This is a genomic window from Pseudoduganella umbonata, assembly GCF_014192225.1.
GTDB classification, from domain to species: domain Bacteria; phylum Pseudomonadota; class Gammaproteobacteria; order Burkholderiales; family Burkholderiaceae_D; genus Rugamonas; species Rugamonas umbonata.
Genome location: NZ_JACHXS010000006.1, coordinates 117,406 through 142,603, shown reverse-complemented (window position 1 = coordinate 142,603; position 25,198 = coordinate 117,406). Strand labels below are relative to the sequence as shown.

The following is a 25,198-nucleotide window of genomic DNA, read 5'->3' as shown; positions in this document are numbered from 1 at the left end:
GTAAAGCTCTTATCTCCTACATCCTCGCCAGGACGGCCCCCCACGTGAAACCGCCGCCGACGCCTTCCATCATGACGACATCGCCCTTCTTCACACGACCATCGCGCACGGCGGTGTCGAGTGCCAGCGGGATCGACGCGGCCGACGTGTTGCCGTGCTGGTCGACGGTGACGACCATCTTGTCCAGCGGCAGCCCCAGCTTTTTCGCGGTGCCGTTCATGATGCGGATATTGGCCTGGTGCGGAATCAGCCAGTCGATCTGGCTGCTCGTCATGCCTGCCGCGTCCAGCGCTTCGTGCGCCACCTTTTCAAGCACGGTAACGGCCAGCTTGAAGACGGCCTGGCCATCCATGTACAGGAAGGCACTGCCCGCCACCGCGCCGCCGGCCACGTTGCCGGGCACGGAGAGGATGTCGGAATGCCGGCCATCCGCATGCAGCTTGCACGCCAGCACGCCCGGCTCTTCGGATGCGCTCATCACCACGGCGCCGGCACCATCGCCGAACAGCACGCAGGTGGTGCGGTCTTCGAAATTCAGGATGCGCGAGAACACTTCGGAACCGATCACCAGCACGTTCTTGTGCATGCCGGACTTGATGAAGCTGTCGGCCGAGGCCATGGCGTACACGAAGCCGCTGCAGACGGCCTGCACGTCCACGGCCGCGCTGGTATTGGTCATGCCCAGCTTGCGCTGCACGATGCAGGCGGTACTGGGGAAGCTGCCGAGGAAGTCCGGCGTGGAACTGGCCACGATGATCAGGTCGATGTCGTCCGGCTGCAGTTGCGCCATCTCCAGCGCGCGCCGGGCCGCGATCACGGCCAGGTCGGAGGAAACCTGCTCCGGCGCGGCGTAATGGCGCGCCGCGATACCGCTACGGGTGGTGATCCACTCGTCGGACGTTTCGATTCCCTTGGCCCCCAGCTGGTCGGCCAGTGCCTGGTTCGTTACGCGTTGTTCGGGCAGGTAGCTGCCGGTGCCGATGATTTTGCTGTACAGGGTCATGCCGTCTCATCCAATGGTTGTATTTTCGCGCGGCATCAGTTCGGCGATCAGGTCCGCCAGCTGCTGCTGCACATCGTTCTTGGCAGCATCGTAGGCCCGGCGGATCGCCCATTCATAGGCTTCCGCTTCGGCACTGCCATGGCTCTTGAACACGAGACCGCGCAGGCCCAGCAGGCTGGCACCGTTGTAGCGCGCGGGGTTGAGCCGCTGCCGGATGCGCTTGAGCGCACTGTTGGCGATCGCGGCACCCAGCATGGTGATGGGATTACGCTTGAGTTCAGTCGTCAGCACCATCTTGAAGAAGCCCGCCACGCCTTCCACGGCCTTCAGGGCGACATTGCCGACAAAGCCGTCGCACACGACCACATCGGTCGTGCCCTTGAAGATATCGTTGCCTTCCACATTGCCATGGAAGTTCAGCTTGCCGCGCTCGTGGTCGATCTGCAGCAAGGCGGAAGTGGCCTTGACCACTTCGTTGCCCTTGATGTCTTCGGTGCCCACGTTGAGCAGGCCGATCGTGGGGCGCGCGATGCCTTCCATTGCATGCACGAGCACGGAACCCATGATCGCGAACTGGTGCAGGTGGTGCGGTTCGCAATCCACGTTGGCACCCAGGTCCATCACGTACGTGGGGCCATCCTTCTGGTTCGGCATGATGCCGCAGATGGCCGGGCGGTCGACGCCGGCCATGGTTTTCAGCACATAGCGCGAAACCGCCATCAGTGCGCCCGTATTGCCGGCGGAGACGCAGGCCTGGGCCTTGCCGTCCTTGACCTGCTCGATGGCCACGCGCATCGATGAATCCTTCTTGCGGCGCAGTGCCACTTCAAGAGGATCGTCCATCAAGACCTGCTCGGACGCGTGCAATACGGTAATGCGGGGATGGTCGCCGGCGCGATGCTTCTTCAGCTCGGCGCGGAGCACGTCTTCGAGGCCCACCAGGATCAGTTCGGCATCGGATTCGCGGTTCAGGAAGGAAATTGCGGCAGGAATGGTGACCGACGGGCCGTGGTCGCCGCCCATGCAGTCGATAGAAATTTTAATTGTCATTGCGGGCAAGATGCAATCCCGGCGCGAGCGCCGGAGCCTGCGGTTTCAAGACACATCAGTTCCCGGCAGGCCGGGGAACAGCATTGCAGCACAGCGATTACCTGCGCCTGGCATGCTGGAAGGTGCTCGGGGTCGACGAAAAGAAAAAGCGGCGCCACGATAAAACTTTCGCGTGCACCGCTTTTGGTCTTTGGCCGAAACCAAAACGCCGATTACTCGTCGTTTTTGGTCTTCAGCACCTTGCGACCACGATAAAAGCCGTTCGGGCTGATATGGTGACGCAGGTGGGTTTCGCCGGTGGTCGGCTCGACTGCCAGGTTAGGGGCGGTCAGGAAATCGTGCGAACGGTGCATGCCGCGCTTCGACGGGGACTTCTTGTTCTGTTGAACAGCCATGATGACTCCTAATACTTAAGTTCTAAAATTTTAACACAATCGACCGGCAAATACATGCAAATCGAGTATCCCAGCGGCATCGCGTTTTTGACGCTCCGCCATGCTGCATTACTACTCAATGCCAATACTCGCAGCCCGATTGGCATGTTCTTTACAACTACTCGGCATATCCCGAAAAACCGCAATGGACGGCGCCGATCCCGTTTGAGAAAGCCGTGCGTATTATTGATACCCCGATCGGCTACACCGATCGATACGCCGGCCAACGCAATCCGCCGATTGGCGCCGTCCAATGAATTACTCGAGATTCCTTATTTTTTCAGCGCCTTCAGCACATCGAATGGCGACTTCTTTTCGCTGCGCACCGTATCGAGCAGCGCCGTATCGGGGCAGACATCGTGCTTCGGTGCTTGCGGCAAGGCCAGCAGGGCCTCGTCTTCAATCAGGTCCATCAGGTTCATCGACCGCGTGCCGACGATCACGTCGATCGTCTCGTCATCGATGACCTCTTCGATTTCATCGGCCTTGGCATCGTCTTCGCCCAGCATCAGCACGGTGGAAGAATCGATTTCGTAGGCAAACGGTGCAAGGCAGCGCTGGCATGCCAGTTGCACGGTGCCGGTAACGGCCAGGCGCATCTGCGGGAAACCCTGCCTGCTCGTGCCGCCTTCGGCCTTCCAGGCAATCTCGCCATCGGAGGACGCGCAATCGCGTACCAGGCGTTCCATCTGAGCCACCGGCGTTACGCCTTCGCGGGTGCCGCCTGTCCGACAGAATTCAAAAGCATCGATCAGCTGGGTGGTCATTGCAGCGCTCATCGGCTAAAACTTCCCTCGAAAACCTGAGATAATAACAGGGTTTCCTGCGGCCGGTCAAAGACTTGCGCGCAATCCGGCACATTTCGGGTGCCGGCACAGCGAATGTTCAACAACAATCCAACAACGTTACAATAACATTGCAACCGTGCAACGACCGCGATCCGACGGCGCACAGAGCATATAACAATTCAAAGCGCGTCGCCACAAGAAAATGTTTCCATGAACCAAAGCCAATCCCCCTCCCCTCCGCTGGTGCTTGCATCGAGTTCGGCTTACCGCCGCGAACTGCTGCAACGGCTCCGGCTGCCCTTCACCGTCGACGTGCCGGCAATCGACGAGACCCCGCTGGCCGGCGAGTCGCCGTCCGCCACCGCGCTGCGGCTGGCACGCGAAAAGGCCGGTGCCGTCGCGGCGCGCCATCCCGGCAGCCTGGTGATCGGCTCCGACCAGGTCGCCACGCTGGACGATGAACAGATCGGCAAGCCCGGCAGCCACGCCGCCGCCCTCGCCCAGCTGCAGAAGATGCGCGGGCGCGAAGTCGTCTTCCATACTGCGCTGTGCCTGTGGGACGGCCGTACCGGCACCTGCGCCGTGGAAGATATCCGGACCACCGTCACGTTCCGCGACCTGCCCGACGCCGAACTCGATGCCTACCTGCGCATCGAACAACCTTACGATTGCGCGGGCAGCGCCAAGAACGAGGGCCTCGGCATCGCCATCCTGGAACGCATCGATTCCTCCGACCCCACCGCGCTCACCGGCCTGCCGCTGATCGCCCTGACCGGCATGCTGCGCGCGGCCGGCGTCACCTTCTTCCAAGGCTGAACATGCCCGGCACCCTTTACCTGATTCCCAATACGCTGGGCGAGACCGCGGCGCTGGACCATGTCATTCCCGACCACGTGCAGGCGACCACGGCGCAACTGGCGCATTTCGTCGCGGAAAACGCGAAGACGGCGCGGGCGTTCCTGAAACGCGTGCATGCCGTCCATCCGCTTGCCCTGCCCCTGCAGGAAATCGCGATCACTGAACTGAACGTCAACACCAAGGCCGACGCCCTTGCCGGCCTGCTGGCGCCGCTGCGCGACGGCCACGATGCCGGCCTGCTGTCGGAAGCGGGCGTGCCGGCCGTGGCGGATCCGGGCGCCGACCTGGTGCGTCTGGCTCACAAGGAAGGCATTCCGGTACGGCCGCTGGTCGGCCCGTCGTCGCTGCTGCTGGCAGTGATGGCAAGCGGATTGAACGGCCAGAGTTTCGCCTTTAACGGTTACCTGCCCGTCGACGCCGCCGCGCGCGCCAAGCGCCTGAAGGAGCTGGAACAGCGTTCGCGTGCCGAGAAGCAGACGCAGCTGTTCATTGAAACGCCGTACCGCAACGGCGCCCTGCTGGAAGCCCTTGCCACGGCCTGCCAGCCCGGCACGCTGGTCTGCGTGGCCACCGACATCAGCCTGCCGTCGGAAACCATCCGCACACAGACGGCGGCGCAATGGAAAAGCGCACTGGCAGCGAACCGGGGACCGGATTTCCACAAGAAACCGACGGTATTCCTGCTCCTGGCGGCCGGCTGAACCAAGTCAACCTGGCGGCAACCCGACGGCAGGTCAGCGCACCGGCGTGACGCCGACGCCGCTGGTATATTCATTGATCCACTCGTACGCGGCCAGCTGGCTGGCGTACAGCGTGGATGGCGGCAGGCCCAGCCGGTGCAGCAGGCCCGTCAGCTCAGGGCCTTCCTGCGCTTCCTCGACCAGTTCGATCAGCTTCAGGACGTCGCCATACTCGCCGGTGCGGTGCAGCAGTGCCGCTCGCACGTCGTCCAGCACGTTTACGCTGTCGAGGATTTCCGGCATCGCCACCGAGAACAGCGTATCCATCAGCGACATGATGCCGACCGTGAAGCCGATATCGGCGCCGACGCGCTCGCCGGGGCGCAGCTGTTCGAGCAGGTTCTCCATCGTCTTGCCGCGCGTCGTCGCCAGTTGCAGCAGCGGCGAGTCGTATTGATGGCCTTTGACGTACAGCAGGATCTGCAGCCAGCGCTGCAACTGCTGGCGTCCCAGCACGATCAGCGCGTGGCCAACGGAATTGATGCGGAAGCGCGCGCCGACCGCCGGCGTATTCACCAGGCGCAGCAGGTTCAGCGTGATCAATGGATCGAGCTTGATGGCCCGTTCGATGTCGCGCTGGTCCGCGTCGGATGCCAGCAACTCCAGCAGTTGCATCACCGCCATTTGTGATGGCGCTATCTTCTTGCCGGAAAGGATGACCGGCCGGGCGAAATAATAGCCCTGGAAATACTCGAATCCCAGGTCCATGCAATGCCGGAATTCCTCGTGCGTCTCGACTTTTTCCGCCAGCAGCTTCTGGCGCGGATTCTTCAGCGAGCGGGTCAGCTCGGCCAGCGAATCGCGGCCCATGCCCTTGATGTCGATCTTGATCACGTCCATCAGCGGCTGCAGCTTGTCCAGGCTGTCCGACGCGCCGACCACGTCGTCCAGGGCAAACTTGTAACCAGCCAGCCTCAGCTCGGTAACGCGCGCCACCACGTCCGGTGTCGCCTCGACCGATTCGAGCACTTCGAGGATGACCTTGTCGTTGGGCAGGAAGTGAATGAAATCGCTCATCAGCCCGGCCGTGTCCACGTTCACGTAGGCCAGCTGCTCGCCGACCACTTTCTGCATGCCCAGCTCGGACGCGTGGGCAATGACGGACGCGGTGGCCGCCCTGCCGTCCGTGACTTCCACGTCGTGGCTGTTGGCGTTACGGTACAGCAGCTCATAGGCAACGAGCCGCTGGGAACGATTGAGGATGGGTTGCCGCGCCAGGAAAAAATGATTGGCGTAGGGCATCGGAATATCCGGGCTAACTGCCAGAGTCATGGGGGACCTGCTTGAAAACGATGCCGCTACCTTAACTCGTCATTAGCGATATGGCAATCAGTTTATGACCGCCGCGTGACATTCCGTTTGTCCTGGACGCGTGGCGTGGACTGGTCGCCACTGTCGAGCGTAAAGCCCGCTCCCTTGTCGCGTCCCAGCACCTGTACAAGGTAAGGCATCACGGTCTTCAGCGTCGCCGCCAGCGTGTACGGCGGGTTCAGGACAAACATGCCGCTGGTGTGCAGCGCGATGCCGTCCGGCGTCGGCCCGGAGATCGACAGCGTCACGTTCAGCCAGCTCTGCGCGGGCAGGTGTTTCAGTTTCTCGGCGAAATTGCGGGCCTCGATACGCTGCAGTACCGGGTACCAGACCGCATAGGTCCCGCTGGGAAAGCGCTTCAGCGCATCGCCCAGCATGTCGATCACCTTGCGGTAATCCTGCTTGTCCTCGTACGGCGGATCGCACAGCACCAGCGCCCGGCGCGACGGCGGCGGCAGCAATGCGCGCACGCCGAGGAAGCCGTCGGCCTTGTTGATGATCACGCGCTTGCCGCGCACCGTGCTGCGCTTGCCCTGCGCCGCCTGGTGCTGCTCCAGCTTCGTGAAATTGTCGGCCAGCAGGCGCACATCGGCCGGATGCAGTTCGAACAGGCGCAACCGATCCATTTCGCGCGCCGCCTGCTCGGCCACGTATGGCGAGCCCGGGTAGTAGCGCATCTTGCCGCTCGGATTCATCGCGCGGATCAGGTTGACGTACTCGGCCAATGCCTCCGGCAGGTCGGTGCGATCCCACAGCGGTGCGATGCCGGTTTCGAATTCGGCCGTCTTGGTGGCCTGCACGCTGTCCAGTGCATACACGCCGGCGCCGGCATGGGTGTCGATGTAGCTGTAGGCCACGTCCTTCTGGTTGAGGTATTGCAGCAACTGGAGCTGGACGAAATGCTTCAGGACGTCGGCGTGATTGCCGGCATGGAAGGCGTGGCGGTAACTGAACATGGTCTTCTAACGGAGGATTCGAGCCGGCATTATCCCAGAGAACGGCCAGGGCGCCAAAAACGGCAGGCCGTGCCGGATGCCTTGCGGCATGAAAAACCGCGGCGCGGGGCCGCGCTGCCTCACGCCAGCCGCTGCTGGGCTACCAGGATGCCGTCGGCATCCGCGTACAGCCAGTCGCCCGGGTTGACGGGAACGCCGGCGATCTGCACGCGGACATTGCGTTCGCCGGCGCCCTTGCGGGCACTGCGCTGCGGATGCGCGGCCAGTGCGCGGATGCCGATGTCGCAACTGTCGATTTCAACGGTATCGCGCACGCAGCCGTCGACGACCACGCCGGCCCAGCCATTGTCCTGCGCCAGCAGCGCCAGCTGGCCGCCGACCAGCGCGCGCCGCAGGCTGCCGCCGCCGTCGACGACGAGCACCTGCCCATCGCCCGGCGTTTCCAGCATGGCGCGCACCAGCGCGTTATCTTCGAATACCTTCAGCGTCACGACACGGCCGGCGAAACGGATGCGCTTGCCGAAATGGCGCAATACCGGCGGCAGCACGGCCAGGCGGCCATCCTCCAGCAGCATGGCGTTGTCGTCGCACAGGTCGGCAGTGGCGAAATCGGCAATGCCCGGCGCGTGGCCGGAAGTGTGATTGGGCAAGGCGTGGCTCATCGGAAACCCTCGGCAGTTGAACTGCTCCGATTCTAGGCGTTTTTCAGTGCTACCGCGCGGGTACTGCCCCCCACGCCCACCGCCGTGCCGATCGCCAGCGCCTGGAACAGCGCGATGCCGGCAAACAGCCAGCCGGGATGGCCGGCATCCATCACCGCGCCGAACATCAGCGGCCCCACCGAGAGGCCGGTGTCCAGGCCCGAATACACGACCCCGTACACGCGGCCGGTGGCATTCTTCGGCGCGGCGGCACGGATCATCAGGTCGCGCGACGGCCCGGCCACGCCGGAGCAGAAACCGATCAGCGCCATCAGCGGCAGCGCCAGCCAGCCCGGCACCACGGCCATGCCCAGCACCAGCGCCAGCACGGCGGCGATGGCGAACGCGATGGCGATATTGCGGTCATGGTTGCCGGAACCGGCGCCGACGAAGCCTCCCACCACCATGCCGGCGGCCGAGGCCAGCATGTAGGCCGTGTAGGAACTGGTGGCCAGCTCGCGCGAGATGCCATACAGCTGTTCCAGCCCGATCGCGGCGAAGGCCTGGATGCCGCCCAGCGCCACCGCGGTCAGGAAGAAGAAGGCAAAGCACATCCACACCGAAGGCAGCCGCAGGAATGCCAGCGTCCCCTCAGCGCCTTCCTGCGCGCCGGCATGCTGCGGCGGATTCGGCCGCAGCGCATGGCGGTTCAGCACGAGGATCGCCAGCACGGCAAACGGCAGCAGCGCGGCCAGCGCCAGCGCGGTGCGCCAGCTTGCCAGCGCCGCGACGGTGGTCATGAACAATGGCGACGCCGCCCAGCCGAGATTGCCGCTGATGCCGTGTACCGAAAAGCCGTGGGCCAGCCGCTCGCGCGACACGCGCTGGTTCAGCAGCGTGTAGTCGGCCGGATGGAAAATGCTGTTGCCGATGCCGGCCAGCAGTGCGCCGGCCATCAGCGCCGCATAGCTGCCGGCCACCGACAGCACCAGCGCCGACACGCCCAGCATGCCGACGCCGAAGAACAGCACGCGGCGCGCGCCGACGCGGTCGACCACGAAGCCGGCGCACGCCTGCCCGACGCCCGACACGACGAAAAATACCGTCATCAGCAGGCCCAGCTCGGCGTAACTGAGGTTGAACGCCGGCTTCAGCCACGGGAACAGCGCGGCCAGGATCAGGTGGTAGAAGTGCGAAGTACCGTGTGCCAGGCCGACCAGGCCGATCACGCGGGCATCGTTGCGCAGGACGCTGGCCTTATTTACGTCCTTGCCCACGTGCTTATCCGTGTAGTGGTCCGTTTCCTTGTTCATTGCATCCTCTCAAAAGGCCAGTGTAGGAAAAACCCCGGCGTCTGTTTTGAGATAGGATGTCAATTTTTATCGAAATCCTGCCATGTCGGTTCCCATCGTCCGCCACACGCTGCCGTACCCGGATGGCTTCGAGCCCACGCCGGCCCGCCCGATCACGCTGATCGCCCGCGACCTCGATCGCCGCGATGCGATGCTGCCGCACCGGCACACCTGGGGCCAGCTGACGCACGCGCTCGACGGCGTGCTGCGGGTGACCGCCGCCGACAGCACGTGGATCGTGCCGCCGTCGCGCGCAGTCTGGATCGCCCCGGGTGTCGAGCACTCGGTCATGGTATTGCAGGCGATCCGGCTGCGGCCGGTGCGCATCCTGGCCGAGCGCGCACCGTTTCCGGACGAGGCATGCCGCGTGCTGGAAGTGTCTGCGCTGCTGCGCGAGCTGATCCTGGCGCTGGAACAGCTGCCGCCGCTGGCGCCGTCGCCGCGCGCCACCATGCTGTCGGAATTGATGCTCGATGAAGTGGCGCGTTGCGAGACACGGCCGATCCGCGTGCCGCTGCCGCGCGACAAGCGGCTGCAAAGCCTGTGCGGGCGCCTGATCGATGCGCCCGGTGCCGCACTCACGCTGGCCGACTGGGCCGGCCAGGTCGGCGCTTCCGAGCGCACGCTGGCACGGCTCTTCGAGAAAGAGCTCGGCATGAGCTTCGGGCAATGGCGCCAGCAGGTGCGCCTGGCCCACGCCGCGCCGATGATCGCCGGCGGCATGCCGCTGGCACGTGTCGCCGAAGAGCTGGGCTATGCCAGCCAGTCGGCGTTTTCGCAGATGTTTCGCAAGACCTTCGGCACCACGCCCAGCGCGTTTTTCAGCGAGCGCTGAGGGCTGCGCGCCGCGCCGGCCTGGCGCGCGAAGGCAACCCGGCCGGCAAGCCGGCAGGCAGGGCAGCCCCCGCATCGAGCTTGAACGTGCCCACCACCTGTTCCAGTGCCGCCGCCTGCACGCGCAGCGATTCGGCGGCCGCCGCCGCCTCTTCCACCAGCGCGGCGTTCTGCTGCGTGACATTGTCCATCTCGCCGATGGCGCCGTTGACCTGGCCGATGCCCTCGCTCTGCTCGTCGCTGGCGGTGGCGATCTGGGCCACCAGGTCGGCCACCTGCTGCACCGACTGCACGATGTCGCCCATTGCCCGCCCGGCGCCGTCGGCCAGTTTGCTGCCGGCGCCGACCTGGTCGACCGAGGCCAGGATCAGGTCCTTGATTTCCTTCGCGGCGGTGGCTGAGCGCTGCGCCAGGTTGCGCACCTCGGCGGCGACGACCGCGAAGCCGCGGCCCTGTTCGCCGGCCCGCGCCGCTTCCACCGCGGCATTGAGCGCCAGGATATTGGTCTGGAATGCGATGCCGTCGATGACCCCGATGATGTCCGAAATGCGCCGCGAACTCTCGGTGATGGCGCCCATCATGTCGACCACCTGCGCCACCACGGCGCCGCCCTTGCGCGCCGCATCGGCGGTGGTCGCCACCAGCGCGTTGGCCTGGGCCGCATTGTCGGCATTCTGGCGCACGGTGGTCGTCAGCTCTTCCATCGCCGCGGCGGTTTCTTCCAGATTCGAGGCCTGCGCCTCGGTACGGTTCGACAGGTCGAGGTTGCCGGTGGCGATCTCGCCGGTGGCGGTGGAGATCTGGTGCGCGCTTTCACGTACCTGCAGGATGGTACCGTTCAGCGAGGAAATGAAGCGGTTGAACGCGTCGGCCAGCGCGCCGACCTCGTCGGACGATTCCACCGGCATCCGGCGGCTCAGGTCGCCATTGCCGTCGGCGATCTCGCCCAGCATCGTGGCGGCCCGCATCACGGGTGCGGCAATGGCGCGGCTGATCAGCCAGATGCCGGCCAGGCCGATGGCGCCGCCGACCAGGCCCGCGATCAGCGCCGAGATCGTGGCCGAGCGCGCGATGTCGCCCAGCACTTCGTTCTCCGGCACCCGCGCCAGCAGGTACAGGTTCAAGTCCTTGATATAGGACGACGCCACGAACAGCCGGCCTTGCGGGCTGTCGACCACCACATGCGCAAACGCCTGGCCGCCGAACAGCGCCTTGACCACCGCGGCATCGAAGCCCGGCTGGTCCTGCACCCGGTGCTTGCCGTCGGCCAGTTGCGGATCGCGGTCGATCAGCAGCACGCCGCTCGGGCGCACCAGCGACACGGTGCCGGTCTCGCCCAGCCGGTAATCGCGGATCGTCTTCGCCAGGTCGTTGACGGCCAGCCCGACGCCCGCGACCGCCAGCTTGCCGCCAGCCGTCCGAGCGCGGTTGTTAATGAACAGCATGAAGTTACCCGACGCGACATCCTTGTCGATATCCAGGCGGTAAGGTACGTCGCTGGACAGGAAACCGTAGAACCAGGCGTCGCCCGGCTTGTCCTGCGCCAGCGTGCGGTCGTAGCCCCCATCGGTGAAATATTTCCCCGTGTCCTTCGATATCCAGAAGACCGTGGCGGCGCCGTTTTTCTCCTTCAGGTGGCGCGCATGGGCCTGCCACGCCGCCGCCCCCTCCTCCGGCAAGCCGGCGTCTTCCCACGCATGCACATAGGTGTCGTTGGCCAGCGTTTCCGACACCGCCAGCGTGCGGCCGATCTGGCGCAGCACGTCGTTGCGAATCTCGCCGACCTGTGCCGGCAGTTCCTGCGTCACCGCGCGCTCGCGTGCCCGGTTGCCGTTCATGGCCACGCTCATCACGGATGAAATCGCCATGAAGGCAAGCAAACACAGGCCCATGCTGAGCATGAGTTTCCGCTGAATGGTCAATCGCTTGATGAAATGCATTTTATTATTTCCGATCGTTAAGTATTTGCAGTCTTACTCAAGTGCAGATTGCAAGCTACATAAATATGCCATGCGGAAACATCACTATTTGATGCTGATTCTTATATGCAACAAGCTATTGACTCTTGTGAAACAGCCAGTATCGACATGTGTCCATGGCTGGGCAGCAGCCGCAGGCATGGCTTGCGGCAGCGCCGGCCCGGCACTATGATTGCGCTCACATCATGGGAGCCTTCTATCGAAAGACGCTGGCCGCGCTGACCTGCCTGCTGGCCGCCAGCCTGTTGCTGGCCTACGCCTGCGTCACGCGCAGCCACCTGCACACGCCGCTGCTGCCGGCCCAGGGCAACACGCTGCCGTGGCATTCGGGCGGCAGCCTGGACAGCCCGGCTGCCGCGTTGGCCGGCACGACCATTGCCATCCACGAAGACCGGCAGCGGCTGCGGTTCGGTTTCCGGCTGGTGCCGTCCACCGCCTACCCGTTCGCCGCGGCCGACCTGCTGTTCGAAGACCGCGACGGCAAGCCCGTCCATGTCGACCTGTCGCGCTACGATTCGGTCACGTTCGGCGCCCGCTGCGCGCCCGCCAATACGCTGATGCTGAGCGTGCCCACGTTCGACGACCGGGTGTCCAGGCGCGGTAACCTGCTGAGCTACCGCACGCCGGTCGCGTTTTTCGCGTGTACCGCGGGCCGCACGCAGGTCGACATCGACCTGTCGCGGATGGAAACACCGCAATGGTGGTTCGACATGTTCAAGCTCGACCTTTCCCACCAGGCGTATAAACTCGACCGGGTACCGAAAATCGCCATCGGCACCACGTTTCAAAGCCCCGTCAATATTGCCTCCACGGTCGTCATCGACGGCCTGGTATTGAATGGCCGCGATTACCGTTACCTGTACGGTCTTGCCGGCATATTGATGACTGCCTGGGGCGGTTTCGCCGTCTGGTTTTTCCGGCGGCACGCGGCCGCGCTGGTGACGGACGTTCGGGAAAAGCTGCAAAAGGATTTGCCGTTTGTCGCCTACCAGCAGCTTTCGCTGGAACCGCATCGCGACAAGGAAAAAGCGGCGGTATTGCGCTTTATCGCCACCCATTATGCCGATGCCGACATGGATGTCGACAGGGTCGTTTCGGCAACGGGCGTGAACCGCAATAAACTGAACGAGATCCTGAAAACCGAACTGGGTTTCACCTTCACCGCCTACCTGAATAAATTGCGGCTGACGGAAGCGGCCCGGCTGCTGTCGGAAAGCGACGCGCTGGCCGTCGCCGAGATCGCGTATTCGGTCGGCTACGCGAACGTTTCGTACTTCAACAAGCTCTTCAAGGAAGAGTACGGCTGCACGCCAAAGGCCTTCCGGACCGCGTGCGCGGACTGACACTGGCGCCCGTTTTTCTTCAACTATCCGCATTCCGCCAGCGTTTGCGCCCCGAATGCTAGCGGCGCGTGCCGCCGCACCCGCATGCTGCGCGACAGTGCGCGGGCCGCTGCCTGCGCCATTCAGACAACGCGGAGCGAGACGGAAATCCAATGCAACAACACCTCAACATGCAATGCATCGCCGGGGCCCTGCTGGGCGCCCTGCTGTCACTGTCGCAGCCGGCATCGGCGCAGCAGCGCAATATCGACGTCCATGTCGGCCAGGTTGCCGGCAAGCTGGATAAAACATTCAACGAAGTGATTGGCGCGGGCCGCGCCAATGAAGGACTGCGCGCCGACTGGCAACGGCAACTGGCCGACATAAAACGCGATGCCGGTTTTCGCTATATCCGCATGCATGGCCTGCTGTCGGACGATATGGGCGTCTATAAAATCGATGCGCAAGGCAGGGAACATTACAATTTCCAGTATATCGATGCGCTGTACGATTATCTGCTGAGTATCGGCGTAAAACCTTTCGTCGAACTGGGCTTCATGCCGTCGGCGATGGCCAGCGGCGAGAAAACCATTTTCTGGTGGCGCGGCAATGTCACGCCGCCGCGCGATTATGCGAAATGGGGCGAACTCGTCAAAAAGCTGACGGAACACTGGACCGGGCGATATGGCGAAGCCGAAGTGGCCACCTGGTATTTCGAGGTCTGGAACGAACCGAATCTCGACGGCTTCTGGGCCGGCACGCAGGCCGACTATTTCCGGCTGTACGACCACGCGGCGCGGGCCATCAAGAGCGTCAGCCCGGCCTACCGGGTCGGCGGCCCGGCCACCGCCGGCGCGGCGTGGATACCGGAGATGATCGCCCATGCCACCGCGAACAAGGTGCCGCTCGACTTCGTCAGCACGCACACGTATGGCGTGAACCAGGGATTCCTCGATGAATTCGGCACCACCGGCACCGTGCTCAGCAAGGATGAGAACGCGGTCGTCGGCGACGTGCTGAAGAACCGCCGCGAGATCGCCGCTTCCGCGCTGCCGGCCCTGCCGCTGCACTACACCGAATGGAGTTCGTCGTACACGCCGTCCGACCCGACACATGACAGCTACCACCAGGCCGCCTATATCCTGCAGAAACTGAAGCAGACAGGCTCCGCCGCGCAGTCGATGTCGTATTGGGTCTTCACCGACATCTTCGAGGAGGCCGGCCCCCGTTTCGAAGCGTTCCACGGCGGCTTCGGGCTAATGAACACGCAGGGCATCAAGAAGCCCGGCTACTTCGCCTACCAGTTCCTGAACCAGCTCGGCACGCAGGAGCTGCGCAACGGCGATGCGAAGTCGATTGCCACCGTCGACGGCAACGGCGATGTCGGCGTGCTGCTGTGGGACTATACGTACACGCTGCCCGAGGGCATCAACAACCAGCAGTACTTCATCAAGGACCTGCCGCCGCAGGCAAAGGGCGAGGTGCAGGTAACGCTGCGCGGCGTGAAGCCGGGCGCCTACACGCTGGCGATCTCGCAGGCCGGCTACCGCAGGAACGATGCCTTCACCGCCTGGATCGGCATGGGTTCGCCGGCACAGCTGACGCGCCGGCAGGTCGACGAACTGAAGGCGCAGGCTACCGGCGCGCCATCCGAGCGGCGCACGGTGCGGGTCGGCGCCGACGGCAAGGTCAGCCTGGCGCTGCCGCTGCGAGAAAACGACGTGTACCTGCTCAAGCTGAGCAGTGCTCCAGGCAAGCCTGCGCGGTAAGCACATCGCGCGATGCATGGCCTTCGCGGTAGCGTGCCAGCAGCGGCGCCAGCACGGCGGCGACGCCGTTTTCGCTACCGATTTCGCTACCGTCCTCGCCGCCGTGCTCACTTTCGTGCGCCCCCCTGGGCAGGCCGCCACCGTCGCGGTGCCTGCATGCCAGCAGCCGGGCCAGGCTGGTAGCGGCCCGCAGTTCCCAGGCCAGCGCGCCCTGCCGGTGCGCCAGCGCCAGCGCCAGCCGGAACACGCGCCCCGCCTGCCCGGTAGCGCCCACGCGCACCAGCTGTTCCCCCCAGCAGCGCAACAGCTCCGGGGCGGCCCAGCCGGCCCGGCCGTCGACCGCGCGGGCCAGCGACGCCGGCGTCATCAGGTCGACGTGCAAGGTGGGCAGCATGTCCAGGTGCAGGCCGGTGCAGGACGGATGGCGCAGCAGCGCATCGGCCGGTTCCAGACCGATGCCTTTGGTGCCCGCCGCGTCATGACGCTGCAGCGCGGCCTGGAATGCGCGGGCCCAGAACGACCAGTGTGCCAGCCGGTCGCGCGCCGCGCGCTCGGCCATCAGGGCGATGCAGTGCCGCGCCATCGGCAGGTCGCCGCTCCACAGTGCCACCGGGATCGCCAGCACCAGCGCGAAGCACAGCGACACCGAGTGGTCGAGCCGCAGCGCTTCGTCGACGCCCTCGCGCGCCGCCTGCACGGCCTGCTCCGGCAAGCCTTGCAGCCACAGCACCCGGCCGTGGATCGCCAGCGAAGAAACGCGCTGGTCGAACTGGAAGCCGGCGGCGCCGGGCGCGCGGCGGGCCGGATGCACGACCGCCTCCGCATGCGCGCGGGCCGCGTGCTGGTCGCCCAGGTAGTGCCGGGCGCGGGCCAGCAGCCTTTGCTGGACGCGGCCGTCGCCGTCCATGCCGCTGGCGCGGGCCAGCGGGCCGAAACGCCAGGCCAGGCCGAGCGCCCGTCCATAATCGCCCTGCAGCAGCGCATCGGCATAACAGCCCCACAGCGCGCGCACCGCGGTGCCATGGTCGCCCAGCCGCTCGGCCAGCGCCAGTGCCCGGCCGAACGCGTCGGCGCGCGGTGCCGCCATGTCGCCCGCGTGCAGCAAGGTATGGCCGAGCGCCAGGTACAGCGCGGCCGCCAGTGGTGCGCCGGCCGAACCCGCGGCGGCCGCGCAGGCCAGCGCCGGGCCCAGACGGGCGCGGTAATCCTCCATCATCGAGTGGCGGTACCACAGCGGCGCCGACACGGCGGCCAGCCTGGCGCCCAGCAGCGGCGCGCCGCCGGGACCGAAGGCCCAGTCGAGCGCGGCGCGCACGTCGTCCAGCCGCACCTCCCGCAGGACCGCGTCCAGCGCATCCACATCGTGCTCGGCGCGCGCCAGCAGCGTGCAGCAGTAACGCAGGTGGCGCTCCGCGACGGCGTGTTCCTCGCCAGCGGCGCGCAGTTGCTCGAGCGCGTAGGCGCGGGTCGTGTCGAGCAGGCGGTAACGCCCGTCGGTATCGGCGGTGAGCATCGATTTCGCCACCAGCTGCGCCGCGTGGCCGGCAACCGCCTGCGCGCCGATGCCGCCGCAGCCGGCCAGCGCCGCCGCGCCCTCGAGTGTGAAGGTGCCGCGGAAGATGGCGAGCCGCCGCAGCACGGCCTGCTCGGCGGGGGCCAGCAGCGCATGGCTCCAGTCGAGCGCCGCGCGCAGGGTCTGGTGGCGCGGCAGTGCCGTGCGGCGGCCCCGCGTCAGCACGGCGAAGCGGTCCGACAGCCGGCGTGCCAGCTCGTGCACGCCGAAGAACGCGGCGCGGCCGGCCGCCAGTTCGAGGGCCAGCGGTATGCCATCCAGGCGGCGGCAGATCTCGGCCACGGCGGCCGCGTTGTCCGCATCGAGCGTGAAGCCGCCATCGGCACTGGCGCGCTCGACGAACAGCTGCACCGATGGACACGTGGCCAGCGCCGCAAGATCGGCCGCTTCGGCGGGGACCGGCACCGCCAGCGGCGGCAGCCGGAATACGTGTTCGCCGTCGGCCCGCAGCGGTTCCCGGCTGGTGGCGAGGATGTGCAGCGCCGGCAGCCGGCCCAGCAATGCGCCGGCCAGCTGGCGCGCGGCATCGATCAGGTGCTCGCAGCCGTCCAGCACGAGCAGCACGCGGCGGCGATGTAAGGTATGCGGCAAGGTATGCGGCAAGGAATTGACCAATGCGTCAGCCAATGCGTCGGCCAGCGCTTCGGCCGACTGCGGCGCGGCCAGGCCGAACGCCCGCGCCACCACGCCCGGCAGCAGTGCCGGCTCGGCCAGCGGCGCCAGGTCCGCGACATACACGTGGCGGCCGAACTGCGGGGCGGCCCGCGCGACGAGCGCCTGCGCCACCGACGTCTTGCCCATGCCGCCCGGGCCGGCGATCGTCAGCAGGCGCGTGCCGGCCAGCTCGCGCGCCAGCTGCTCGAGCACCGGGGCGCGGCCCACCAGCCGCGGCTGCGCCGGTATCAGTGAACCGTACGGCACGATCGCCTGCGCCGGCGGCGCGTGCAGCGGCGCGACGAAGCTGTAGCCCCGGCCCACCACGTTTTCCACATAGGGCTGGTCGGTACCGAGCGCCTTGCGCAGCGCGCCGATGTGCACGCGCAGGTTGCCTTCTTCCACGACCGTGCGGGGCCATACGCAGGCGATCAGTTCATCCTTGCCGACCACCGTGCCGGCGCGCTCGACGAGTGCGACCAGCAAGTCGAACGCGCGCCCGCTCAGCCGTACCGGCTCACCGTGCCGGTACAGCGCGCGTTCCTGTGGCACCAGGCGGAAGGCGCCGAATGCCACCTCGCCGATCGGAGGCCGCCACTGCTGTCGGTCCATGTTTGCTTACCTCGAAAGCCGGATTGATTTCCGGCCCCGCAGATTCTAACGTAACGGTTCGCCGGCGTTAACCATTCGCCATCGTCATTCGTTCGTAATCGTTAGCCATCGATCACCGGAAAGAGGGATTTCATGATGCACATGTCCGCTGCATTGCCTTTGGCGCTGGCCGGCGCCGAGCAGCGCGCCCGCCTGCTCGACGGCATCGGTGCCGCGCTGGACGGGGTGCGGCACCGGCTGCCGCGGCAGGCCGCGTCCGATGCGGGCGTCGAACCCGCCATCGCACTGCGCCAGCACGACATGCTGCGCGGCTGGCTGCGCTCCCTGGCCGGCGCATTGCGCGCCGACGCGGCGGACGAGCGGCAGCGCACCGTTCCGCTCGGCCCTGTCGCGGCGGTTGGGGCGCACGGCAGCGCCTACGGGCTGGCCGGCATCTATGCGATGGCCGCGCTGGCGGCGGGCTGCCCCGTGCTGGCGCGCGCGGCACCGGCGCCCAGTTGCACCGAACTGGCCGAACTGATCGCGGCCGCCGCCGCCGCGGTCCAGCTGCCCCACACGCTGTTCGAACTGGCCGACGACGACGACGCCCTGCTCTCCCGGCGCGCGGTGCGGGGCGTGATCTGCCGCGCCGGCGCGCGCCCGGTGCCCCGGCTGTTGCCCGCACTGGCCGAACTGGACGGCACCGAAGCGGCGTTCGTGCTGCCGTGCGCACTGAACGGCCGCGCCGAATTCCTGGGCCGGCAGTTGCTGGCGCAGCCGGGCGCGTGCCCGGTCGTCGTCGCGATCGACGGCGACGGCTTCATCGACCTGCGCGAAGCCATCATCGACAGGCTGGCCGACGGCGGCGATACCTGTACCGGCCGCCCCGCCGACGCCGCCCTGCCGCCCGGCAGCGACGCCCGGCTGCTCGGCGATGCGCGCGAAGGCCAGGCGGCCGTCTTCGCGGAAGTGCCGGCAGCGGCGCTGCTCGCCGCTCCGCATCTTTGCTCCGCGCGCCGGGCCGGGCTGCTGGTGCGCTGCGCCGATGCGCGCGAGCTGCTGGCGCTCGCCTGGGCGCTCGGTCCGCTGGCGTGCGCCAGCCTGCACGTCGCGGCCGGCGACGCGGCATTGTCGGCGCACGTGCTGCCGGCGCTGGAACTGGCCGCGCGCCATATCCACGTCAACCGCTTCGGCAGCGCGCTGCGGCCCACGCCCGCCGCCGCGCTGGACGCGATCGGCCGCTTCCGCCGCCCCGTGTTCCACCATGCCGAAGGCGCGCATGCCAACTGAGCCGTCACCATCACGAAAGCCGGACATGGACACCCGTTCGTTCGCGCGCGCCGAAAAGGTCGGCGTCGCGCAGATCCGCATCCGCAAGGCCGAGCACAGCACCGCCGTGCTCGGCTCCTTCATCGCCGCCGACCGGCTGCTGAAAACATGGGCCGCGTCGCGCGACTGCAGCGAATGCGAGTTTGAAATCCGCTACCTGGACGGCTACTGCCTGTCGGGCCGCTACCCGATGTGGCAGAAGAGCACCACCCGCCAGTCGCTGGGCGCCCACGTCCGGCGCCTGCTGGCCGGCACGCGCCTTCCTGCCACGCTGCACTTCGCCCCCGGCAGCAGCCCCGACCGCTTCCTCGACCAGTACGAAGTGGAAGACTTCGCCGAATCGTGAAACCGACAAGTTTCCCGCAACCGGGGTCAGACCCCAATTTCGCAACCGGGGTCAGACCCCAATTTCGGGAAATGTTTCCTAAAACCGGGGTCTGACCCCGGTTGTTGGCAACAATTTCCCTGGGGACTGTCGCCGAATTTTGGCAACGTTTCCTGCCGGTGTCAGGCGGGCGTAATGAAAGGCATTTATCATCCGGCAATGACGGCATCTGGCCGTATCTACAACGAGGTTGCCATGACACTCCCAGCCCCCGAGTCGTCGGTCAAGCATGCGTCGTTCGGGCCCTTTCGCCTCTATCCGGCGCAGCGCGTGCTGCTCGAGGATGGCCGGCCGCTGAAGCTGGGCTCGCGCGCGTTCGACATCCTCGCCGCGCTTGCCGAGCGTGCCGGGACGCCGGTGTCGAAGGGCGACCTGATCGCACGGGCCTGGCCCGATACCATCGTCGAGGAGGCGAACCTGCGTGTGCACGTGGCGGCGCTGCGCAAGGCGCTGCGCGAAACGCCCGAACGCCGCTATATCGACAGCGTGGCCGGCCACGGCTACGCGCTGGTGGCCGACGTGCGGTGGCATGCCCCCGTGGGCGACGTGCACCGGGCGGACGAGGGTGCGCTGGCGCAATCGCTGGCGGCACTGGCGCAGCAGCACCGCCTGGTCACGCTGACGGGAACCGGCGGTGTCGGCAAGAGCACGCTGGCGCAGGCGCTGGCGCGCCGGCTGGCGCCGCAGTGCCGCACCTGGTGCATCGACCTGGCCGAGACGGCCGATCCGCAGGCGGCGCTGGCCGCGGCGATGGCACTGCCGGCCGGCACCGATCCCGTTTCGCCGCTGCTGGCGCATGTACGCGAACGGCCGGTGCTGCTGGTGCTCGACAATTGCGACCGTGCCGTCACGGCCGCCGCCGCGCTGGCGGAACGGCTGCTGCGCGCGGTGCCCGGCCTGTGCATCGTGGCGACCTGCCGCGAAGCGCTGCGTGCCGCCGGCGAGCGGGTCCAGCGCGTGGCACCGCTCGACTGCCCTCCGCCCGGGACGGTGCCGATACCGGCAGCGGCGGCCCTGGCCTACCCCGCCGTGGCGCTGTTCGCCGCGCGTGCCACGGCCCTGCACGGCGCGTTCACGCTGACCGATGCCGATGCGCCGGCGGTGGCGGAACTGTGCCGCCGCCTCGATGGCGTGCCGCTGGCGATCGACCTGGCGGCCGGCCGGCTCGACCTGTTCCCGCCGCGCGACCTGCTGGCCCGCATCGACGAACGCCTGCAGATCCTGAAAGGCGGCCGCCGCACCGCGCCGCCGCGCCACCGCTCGCTGCGCGCGTCGCTGGAATGGAGCATCGAGACGCTGGCGCCGGCCGAGCGCTCGGTACTGTCCCGCGTGGCGGTGTTCGCGGGGCCGTTTACGCTGGCGCGCGCGGTCCGCGTCGCGACCTGCGCGGCGATCGCCGATCACGCCGTGGAAGACGCACTTGCCACGCTGGCCGCGAAATCGCTGCTTGCCCATCACTGCGCGGACGGCACGCCGGCATTCCTGCTGTACGACAGCGTGCGCACGTATGCCCTGTCGCTGCTGCCTCCGCAGGATGCGGCGTTTGCCCGTTTCGCCGCCGATTGCACGGCGCTGGCCGCCGGCCCGGAAGGCGATCCGCGCCATCTGGCCGACGTGCGGTCGGCCCTGGCATGGGGCTTCGGCCCCCATGGCGACGCGCAGGCCGCGGCGGCGCTGCTGGCCGCTTCGATACCGATGTGGTGGGAAGCAGGCGAACTGGAAGAGCTGCGCGGATGGCTCGCGACAGCGACCGGGCGCGGCACGGGCGGATCGGGGCCTGAGTTGCAGCCGGAGCTGCAGCCCACATCACAGCTGGAATCAAAGCCAACCCTGCAGCCGGCCCTGCACACCGCCCTGGGCACGGTCAGCGTGTACCTGGAAGGCACCGGCGCCGGCCGCGCCGCCTACGCTCGCGGCTTCGCGCTGGCGGAAGCCGCGGGCGACACCGGCCGTCTGGCCGACGCGTTCTCCGGCCTGGTACTGGAACACGTGCTGGCGGGCGACTATCCGGCCGCCGTCGCATTGGCGCACCGGTTCCAGGACGGCATCCGCCACGCCGGTTCGCGCACCGCGCAACTGGTGCATGACCGTTTCGCCGCCCTGGCGCTGCACCTGTCGGGCGAGCAGGCCCTCGCTGCGCCGCTGGCGCGCGCCGTGCAGAACGGCACCGTGCCGGCCGTGTGCACGCGGCGCCGCACTGCCTTGCACACCGATGAAAACGTTGCCGCGAGCGCCGTGCTGGCGCGCTCCCGCTGGTTGCTTGGCCATCCGGACGAGGCGCTGCGGGTGGCCCGCAACGGCGTGCTGCGCGCCCGCACGCTGGGTGCCGATGCGCCGCTTTGCCAGGTGCTCGCGTTCGCGATGTTCCCGGTGGCGTGGTGGTGCGGCGACCGGCTGGCCGCGCGCGCCGCGCTGGTGGAACTGGAGGATGCCGCGCGCCGCTTCCCGCACTGGGAATCGCTGGCACGCCAGTACCGGCACGGCATCGTCGAGGATGCGCCCGGCGGCTGGCTGGCGCGCGCCCCCGCCACCGGACCGCACCGCGAAACGCTGGCCACGCTGAACCCGCGCTACCTGGACGAAGGCCTGCTGCTGCGCGCCGACCAGGGCGATGCGCGCTGGTGCGCCGCCGAACTGCGCCGCCTGCAGGGCGAGCGCCTGCTGGCCGGCGGCGGCCCGGCCGCCCGCGATGCGGCCGAGCGGCTGTTCCGTGCGGCGCTGCTGCTGGCCCGCAACCAGGGCGCGCTGGCCTGGGAACTGCGTGCCGCCACCAGCCTGGCGCGGCTGTGGCATGGCCGCGGCGCGGCATCCGGCGCCGAGGCGCTGCTGGAACTCGTGATGGCCCGCTTCGGCGCAGGCCGGCACACGGCCGACCTGCTGGCCGCCACCCGGCTGCTGGCCCAGTGGCGCAGGCGAAAAAAAACCGGCGCCGCGTCGATGGACGCAGCGCCGGCGCAGGCGGCAACCCCTGCGGTACTGCCGCTTACTGCTTGACGATATCGACCTTGCCTTCGGCGCCGAACACCAGCGCGCCGTCGCGCGCATCGATGCGGATGGTGTCCTTCGGCCCGAAGCGCCCTTCCAGGATCAGCTTCGACAGCGGATTCTCGATCTGCTGCTGGATCGCCCGCTTCAGCGGCCGCGCGCCATACACCGGGTCGTAGCCCGCTTCGGCGATCTTCTGCAGCGCCGCGTCGCTGATCTGCAGGCCCATCTCCATGCGTTTCAGGCGATCTTCCAGGATCTGCAGCTGGATCTTGGCAATCGCACCGATGTTCTTCTCGTCCAGGCCGTGGAACACCACGATCTCGTCGATCCGGTTGATGAACTCGGGCCGGAAGTGGCCGCGCACCTCGGCCATCACGGCCAGCTTCACCACCGCCGGATCCGAGTCGTCCATTGACTGGATCTTCTGCGACCCCAGGTTCGACGTCATGATGATCACCGTGTTCTTGAAGTCCACGGTGCGGCCCTGGCCATCCGTCATGCGGCCGTCGTCGAGGACCTGAAGCAGCACGTTGAACACGTCGTGGTGCGCCTTCTCCACTTCATCGAGCAGGATCACGCTGTACGGCTTGCGGCGCACCGCCTCGGTCAGGTAGCCGCCCTCGTCGTAGCCCACGTAGCCCGGCGGCGCGCCGATCAGCCGGGCCACCGAATGCTTCTCCATGAACTCGCTCATGTCGATGCGGATCATCGATTCCTCGGTATCGAACAGGAAGGCGGCCAGTGCCTTCGACAGTTCCGTCTTGCCCACCCCCGTCGGGCCCAGGAACATGAACGAGCCATACGGGCGGTTCGGATCGGCCAGGCCGGCGCGCGAGCGGCGGATCGCGTCGGCCACGGCGTTGATCGCCTCGTCCTGTCCGACCACGCGCTCGTGCAGTTTTTCCTCGATGTGCAGCAGCTTGTCGCGCTCGCCCTGCATCATGCGCGACACGGGAATGCCGGTCGCGCGCGACACCACTTCGGCGATTTCCTCGGCACCCACCTGCGTGCGCAGCAGTTTCGGCTTGTCATTGCCCGCGTTGCCGGCACCGCTGTCGCCGTTGCCAGACTCCGCCTGCTTCAGCTGCGCCTCCAGCTCGGGCAGCCGGCCATACTGCAGTTCCGACACGCGTGCCCAGTTCGACGCGCGTGTAGCTTCCTCCATCTCCTGGCGGATGCGCTCGATCTCTTCCTTGATGTGCGTGGTGCCCTGTACATTGGCCTTCTCGGCCTTCAGCACTTCCTCGTAGTCGTTGTACTCGCGCTGCAGCTTGGCGATCTCCTCGTCGATCAGGTCGAGGCGCTTGCGCGACCCTTCGTCCTTCTCGCGCTTGACGGCTTCCTTCTCGATCTTCAGCTGGATCAGCCGGCGTTCCAGCTTGTCCATCACCTCCGGCTTGGAATCGATCTCGATCTTGATCTTCGACGCGGCTTCGTCGATCAGGTCGATCGCCTTGTCGGGCAGGAAGCGGTCGGTGATGTAGCGGTGCGACAGCTCGGCCGCGGCGATGATCGCCGGGTCGGTGATTTCCACCTTGTGGTGCAGCTCGTACTTGTCCTGCAGGCCGCGCAGGATCGCGATCGTCGCTTCCACGGTCGGCTCGTCGACGAGGATCTTCTGGAAGCGCCGCTCCAGTGCGGCATCCTTCTCGATGTACTTGCGGTACTCGTCGAGCGTGGTGGCACCCACGCAATGCAGCTCGCCGCGCGCCAGCGCGGGTTTCAGCATGTTGCCCGCATCCATCGCGCCCTCGGCCTTGCCGGCGCCGACCATCGTGTGCAGCTCGTCGATGAACACGATGGTCTGGCCTTCGTCCTTGGCCAGTTCATTCAGCACCGATTTCAGCCGTTCCTCGAATTCGCCGCGGTACTTGGCGCCGGCCAGCAGCGCCGCCATGTCCAGCGACAGCACGCGCTTGCCGCGCAGTGAATCGGGCACTTCGTTGTTGACGATGCGCTGGGCCAGGCCTTCGACGATGGCCGTCTTGCCGACACCCGGTTCGCCGATCAGCACCGGGTTGTTCTTGGTGCGGCGCTGCAGCACCTGGATCGCGCGGCGGATCTCGTCGTCGCGGCCGATCACCGGATCGAGCTTGCCCTGGCGGGCCCGCTCGGTCAGGTCCATCGTGTATTTTTTCAGCGCCTCGCGCTGGCCTTCCGCTTCCTGCGAATCGACCTTGCCGCCGCCGCGCACGGCGTCGATCGCCGCCTCCAGCGATTTGCGCGACAGGCCGTTTTCGCGGGCCAGCCGGCCGGCGTCGGACTTGTCGTCCGCCAGCGCCAGCAGCACCATCTCGCTGGACACGAACTGGTCGCCGCGCTTCTGCGCTTCCCGGTCGGCCAGGTTCAGCATGTTGACGAATTCGCGGCTGACCTGCACGTTGCCGCCGGTGCCGGAGACCTTCGGCGCCCGCTCGATCGCGCCCTTCAGGGCGGCGGCCAGGCCGCCGACGTTGACGCCGGCACGCTGCAGCAGCGAGCGCGTGCTGCTGTCGTCCTGGTTCAGCAGGGCCGTCAGCAGGTGCACGGGCTCGATATAGGGGTTGTCGTTACCGACGGCCAGGCTCTGGGCGTCGGCGAGTGCTTCCTGAAGTTTTGTAGTAAGTTTGTCTTGACGCATGGCGCTTCGCTCCAAATTTTA

The 25,198-nt window shown here is 66.9% G+C and carries 19 protein-coding genes; 8 read left to right on the top strand and 11 right to left on the bottom strand.

Going from position 1 to position 25,198, the window contains the following annotated elements:
* Positions 1-16: 16 nt before the first annotated feature.
* The 4 genes from FHS02_RS16770 to FHS02_RS16755 form a co-directional block, all read right to left on the bottom strand.
* Positions 17-1,003: a beta-ketoacyl-ACP synthase III gene (locus FHS02_RS16770; RefSeq protein ID WP_137313792.1), complete on the bottom strand. Its 987-nt coding sequence runs from the start codon at positions 1,001-1,003 to the stop codon at positions 17-19.
* Between the two features lie 6 nt (positions 1,004-1,009).
* Complete coding sequence (gene plsX, locus FHS02_RS16765) at positions 1,010-2,053, bottom strand: phosphate acyltransferase PlsX (RefSeq protein ID WP_137313793.1); 1,044 nt, start codon at positions 2,051-2,053, stop codon at positions 1,010-1,012.
* 212 nt (positions 2,054-2,265) lie between these two features.
* The gene (gene rpmF / locus FHS02_RS16760; RefSeq protein WP_005666806.1) at positions 2,266-2,448 is read right to left on the bottom strand and encodes a 50S ribosomal protein L32; all 183 of its coding nucleotides are present in this window, start codon (positions 2,446-2,448) and stop codon (positions 2,266-2,268) included.
* Between the two features lie 311 nt (positions 2,449-2,759).
* The gene (locus FHS02_RS16755; RefSeq protein WP_308700788.1) at positions 2,760-3,266 is read right to left on the bottom strand and encodes a YceD family protein; all 507 of its coding nucleotides are present in this window, start codon (positions 3,264-3,266) and stop codon (positions 2,760-2,762) included.
* Positions 3,267-3,485: 219 nt separating this feature from the next.
* Here FHS02_RS16755 and FHS02_RS16750 point away from each other — a divergent pair, with 219 nt between their 5' ends.
* Positions 3,486-4,091 (top strand): Maf-like protein, encoded by a 606-nt coding sequence (locus tag FHS02_RS16750; RefSeq protein ID WP_137313795.1) that lies wholly within the window; start codon positions 3,486-3,488, stop codon positions 4,089-4,091.
* Between the two features lie 2 nt (positions 4,092-4,093).
* Positions 4,094-4,834: an SAM-dependent methyltransferase gene (locus FHS02_RS16745; protein ID WP_137313796.1), complete on the top strand. Its 741-nt coding sequence runs from the start codon at positions 4,094-4,096 to the stop codon at positions 4,832-4,834.
* A 33-nt stretch (positions 4,835-4,867) separates the two neighbouring features.
* On the opposite strand, the gene FHS02_RS16740 is transcribed toward FHS02_RS16745, so the two are convergent.
* The 4 genes from FHS02_RS16740 to FHS02_RS16725 form a co-directional block, all read right to left on the bottom strand.
* Complete coding sequence (locus tag FHS02_RS16740) at positions 4,868-6,145, bottom strand: EAL and HDOD domain-containing protein (RefSeq protein ID WP_137313797.1); 1,278 nt, start codon at positions 6,143-6,145, stop codon at positions 4,868-4,870.
* 62 nt (positions 6,146-6,207) lie between these two features.
* A complete protein-coding gene (locus tag FHS02_RS16735; RefSeq protein ID WP_137313798.1) occupies positions 6,208-7,140 on the bottom strand; it encodes a 23S rRNA (adenine(2030)-N(6))-methyltransferase RlmJ in 933 nt (310 codons plus the stop codon).
* A 119-nt stretch (positions 7,141-7,259) separates the two neighbouring features.
* Complete coding sequence (gene rraA, locus FHS02_RS16730; RefSeq protein WP_260115652.1) at positions 7,260-7,790, bottom strand: ribonuclease E activity regulator RraA; 531 nt, start codon at positions 7,788-7,790, stop codon at positions 7,260-7,262.
* Between the two features lie 44 nt (positions 7,791-7,834).
* Positions 7,835-9,094: an MFS transporter gene (locus tag FHS02_RS16725; RefSeq protein WP_137313800.1), complete on the bottom strand. Its 1,260-nt coding sequence runs from the start codon at positions 9,092-9,094 to the stop codon at positions 7,835-7,837.
* An 82-nt stretch (positions 9,095-9,176) separates the two neighbouring features.
* Here FHS02_RS16725 and FHS02_RS16720 point away from each other — a divergent pair, with 82 nt between their 5' ends.
* Positions 9,177-9,968 (top strand): AraC family transcriptional regulator, encoded by a 792-nt coding sequence (locus FHS02_RS16720; protein WP_137313801.1) that lies wholly within the window; start codon positions 9,177-9,179, stop codon positions 9,966-9,968.
* Here the strand turns inward: FHS02_RS16720 and FHS02_RS16715 are convergent.
* Positions 9,955-11,835 carry a methyl-accepting chemotaxis protein gene (locus FHS02_RS16715; protein WP_371861466.1) on the bottom strand — a complete coding sequence of 627 codons (1,881 nt, stop codon included), beginning with the start codon at positions 11,833-11,835 and terminating at the stop codon, positions 9,955-9,957. The genes FHS02_RS16720 and FHS02_RS16715 overlap by 14 nt on opposite strands.
* A gap of 296 nt (positions 11,836-12,131) precedes the next feature.
* Between FHS02_RS16715 and FHS02_RS16710 the strand changes: the two genes are divergently transcribed.
* Positions 12,132-13,289: a helix-turn-helix domain-containing protein gene (locus FHS02_RS16710; protein WP_175424798.1), complete on the top strand. Its 1,158-nt coding sequence runs from the start codon at positions 12,132-12,134 to the stop codon at positions 13,287-13,289.
* 152 nt (positions 13,290-13,441) lie between these two features.
* Positions 13,442-15,037 (top strand): GH39 family glycosyl hydrolase, encoded by a 1,596-nt coding sequence (locus tag FHS02_RS16705; RefSeq protein WP_229422616.1) that lies wholly within the window; start codon positions 13,442-13,444, stop codon positions 15,035-15,037.
* Here the strand turns inward: FHS02_RS16705 and FHS02_RS16700 are convergent.
* Complete coding sequence (locus FHS02_RS16700) at positions 15,000-17,876, bottom strand: ATP-binding protein (protein WP_137313803.1); 2,877 nt, start codon at positions 17,874-17,876, stop codon at positions 15,000-15,002. The two genes, FHS02_RS16705 and FHS02_RS16700, sit on opposite strands and share 38 nt — an antisense overlap.
* Positions 17,877-18,008: 132 nt before the next feature.
* Between FHS02_RS16700 and FHS02_RS16695 the strand changes: the two genes are divergently transcribed.
* The 3 genes from FHS02_RS16695 to FHS02_RS16685 all read left to right on the top strand — a co-directional run bounded on the left by FHS02_RS16695 (position 18,009) and on the right by FHS02_RS16685 (position 22,563).
* Positions 18,009-19,145, top strand: coding sequence for an aldehyde dehydrogenase family protein (locus FHS02_RS16695; protein ID WP_137313804.1), 1,137 nt, complete (start codon positions 18,009-18,011; stop codon positions 19,143-19,145).
* Positions 19,146-19,170: 25 nt separating this feature from the next.
* Positions 19,171-19,530, top strand: a complete 360-nt coding sequence (locus tag FHS02_RS16690; RefSeq protein ID WP_137313805.1) for a hypothetical protein — start codon at positions 19,171-19,173, stop codon at positions 19,528-19,530.
* Positions 19,531-19,764: 234 nt separating this feature from the next.
* The gene (locus FHS02_RS16685) at positions 19,765-22,563 is read left to right on the top strand and encodes an ATP-binding protein (protein ID WP_175424799.1); all 2,799 of its coding nucleotides are present in this window, start codon (positions 19,765-19,767) and stop codon (positions 22,561-22,563) included.
* Here the strand turns inward: FHS02_RS16685 and clpB are convergent.
* Positions 22,553-25,177, bottom strand: a complete 2,625-nt coding sequence (clpB, locus tag FHS02_RS16680) for an ATP-dependent chaperone ClpB (RefSeq protein ID WP_137313807.1) — start codon at positions 25,175-25,177, stop codon at positions 22,553-22,555. The two genes, FHS02_RS16685 and clpB, sit on opposite strands and share 11 nt — an antisense overlap.
* Positions 25,178-25,198: the final 21 nt, after the last annotated feature.